This window comes from Streptomyces sp. NPDC001634 (assembly GCF_040298185.1).
Classification (GTDB): Bacteria; Actinomycetota; Actinomycetes; order Streptomycetales; family Streptomycetaceae; genus Streptomyces.
On the sequence record NZ_JBEOZU010000206.1, the window covers coordinates 1 to 2,448 of the forward strand.

Consider the following 2,448-nt stretch of genomic DNA (forward strand, 5'->3'; position numbering starts at 1 on the left):
CCAGCCTCCGGCCGGGGGGACCCCCAGAGCACGCACCTGACGCCGCAGGGCCCGCCCTCCGGGCGGACGACGGGAGTTTGACGACAGGACCTAGGTCGGCGACATCGGCAGGCTCCTCGACCACGATTCCGCCGCCACGGACACAGCTCCTAGCCGCTGACACTGCTGCCCAGGGCGACCGTCCAGGATGTCGGTGCGTCGTCCTGGAGATGACCGTCGACGGGCGTGCTGCCGGTGGGCCCGACGTCGTCGTACGGGAAGGCGTAGCCGATCGACGCGTACTTGTGGACCAGCCGGGAGTAGTGGTTGGTGACGGCGTTGGTGTAGTACCGCGCGGAGGTGACGCCGCTGGGCTGGTTCTGTCCGCCGGCCAGCAGGAGGGTGCTGCGATTGAGGGCAGCGGCCAGGCGAGCGGCCACGGCGCCGCGTGCGTCGCCGCCGGAGTTGTACAAGGGCCCGCTGTTGCAGCTGAAGATGTCGCTCGCGCTGGGGCGGGTGAAGGGTACGCCGTTGGTGTTGAGGCCGGTGAAGGTGAGGACGCCGCCCGAGACCTTGCCGGTGTAGGTGCCGAGGGACTGGGTGTCCACGGTGAGGGTGGTGCTGGAGAAGCGGCTCCACACTTGGTCGAGGTAGGAGTTCCAGTAGCTGCCGAAGCCCGTGGGGGAGTGCACGGGGGACATGACGCGCAGGACGGTGCCGCTGCCGTTCGTGACCACCAGTGAGTTCCAGGGGGCGCCGTCGGCCCGGTGCTGGGCGACGAGCCCGGACGCGATGGACGACAGCGCTCCTGCGGGCAGCGGGCTGACTGTCTGCCTGCCTGAACTGCCGGTGCTCCGCATGGAGATGGGCGAGGCGACCAGGTCCACGTAGCTGATGTTCGCGTAGAGGTTGGTGCTGTTGTACGTGAACTCGCAGAACGTCCAGTCGGTCAGCCAGTTGGGATCGGTGCTGGTGAACCCGGGCTGCACCAGCCCTGGGCCGGGGTTGACGAAGAACTGGATCTTCTTCCCGACGGAGAACCAGACGCGGCCGCCGATCACGTAGTTGGTGAGGGTGAGTGTGGTGGAGGCGCCGGACGAGCCCAGGGCAATGGAGTAGTCCGGCACGGGCGTCAGCGTCGTGGACGGGTTGGACAGTCTGTGGAAGACCCCGTCCGAGGTGACGAAGCCGGGCCGGCCGCTGCTGTCCGCACCGGAGATGTAGGCGTAGACGGCGTTCGAGCCGGAGTTGTTCTGCAGGGTGATCGGCAGGGGCGCCGCGGCTGAGGCGGTCGAGGCGAGCCCGGGCACCAGGACGGGGGCGGCCGCTGCGGCCACCGGTGCGGCCACAGCGGCGGAGAGGAAGGTGCGTCGTGAGAGCAAGAGGCACACTCCTGGGCAGACGGGACATGCGGCCCCTGGCGGCCGGGTACACGATTGGTGTAGACCTAGTGGCAGTTGGTGGCAGTGTCCGCTCTTGATCATGTACCCGTCAAGATGGGGGCCGGGTGTGAGTGGCGGGGCCGTCATGTGTTCAGAATCCGGAGTCTCCGGCGGGGCGTGGTCTGTCCGGCGCAATGAGCACCGGAGCAACCGGCAGGCCGGCTGACGCGCCCGCACCTCTCCGCCGGACAAGATGTGTTTGCAGACGGACCCTGGCTAGTCCGACTGCCGGTGGTCCACGTACTCGTACACCGAACCGTCCGGGTGCAGGGCGATCAGATTGCGGCCGACCGGCGTCGGCACCGGGCCCGCCAGGATGCGGGCGCCCGCGTCGATGAGGGTCCGGTGCGCCTCGTCGACGTCCTTCACCGCGATCGTCGCAGCGACCTTGCGCAGGATCTCGAGCTCGGACTCGGGTCCGCTCATCAGCAGGAAGCAGCCGACCGCGGCCACCTGGACACCGCCGCGTTCGAAACGGAGAGCTCTGCCGCCCGCGAGACGTTCGTAGAAGGGGACCGCGGTCTCCAGATCGTCGACGCACACACGCAGCGAGGCTCCGAGAATCTCCATACGGACGAGCCTAGTTGGGGCCGACCGGAGAGGAGATCGTTTCGGACGGATCCCGGGCGCGCACACGGCGTTACGGGCGCCGGGGCCCGGGTACCCGGCGGGCATGAACCGCAAGGATCACCTGGATCACCTGGATCACCTGGAACATCTGGACAAGCACCTGGTCGACGAACTGACGCAGGTGGCACGTGAGGCCCTGCGCGACGAACTGCGTGAGCAGACGCGCAAGCAGCGCCGTACGGCGGCGCTGTACGCCGCGTCCGGCGCCGTCGGCCTGTACGCGGGCGCCGCGCTGGCGCTCGCCCTCGGCCTGGCACTGGCGCTCGGCCTGCCCGGCTGGGCGGCCGCGCTGATCACGGCGGCGGTACTGGGCGTGGCCGCCTACCTGCTGCGCGGCGCCGCCCAGGCCCACGGCCTCAAGGACGGGGGAGGTACCCCCACCGGCGGGCACGGCACC

At 69.6% G+C, this 2,448-nt stretch carries 3 protein-coding genes; 1 reads left to right on the plus strand and 2 read right to left on the minus strand.

Annotation, left to right across the window (positions count from 1 at the left end; genetic code table 11):
• Positions 1-149: 149 nt before the first annotated feature.
• On the minus strand, positions 150-1,361 hold the full coding sequence (locus ABT186_RS47495) for a beta-1,3-glucanase family protein (protein WP_351930651.1): 1,212 nt from the start codon (positions 1,359-1,361) through the stop codon (positions 150-152).
• Between the two features lie 276 nt (positions 1,362-1,637).
• A complete protein-coding gene (locus tag ABT186_RS47500) occupies positions 1,638-1,991 on the minus strand; it encodes a VOC family protein (protein WP_351225812.1) in 354 nt (117 codons plus the stop codon).
• A gap of 103 nt (positions 1,992-2,094) precedes the next feature.
• Between ABT186_RS47500 and ABT186_RS47505 the strand changes: the two genes are divergently transcribed.
• Positions 2,095-2,448, plus strand: a 354-nt coding sequence (locus tag ABT186_RS47505; RefSeq protein ID WP_502973557.1) for a phage holin family protein, incomplete at its 3' end; no start/stop codon positions are given.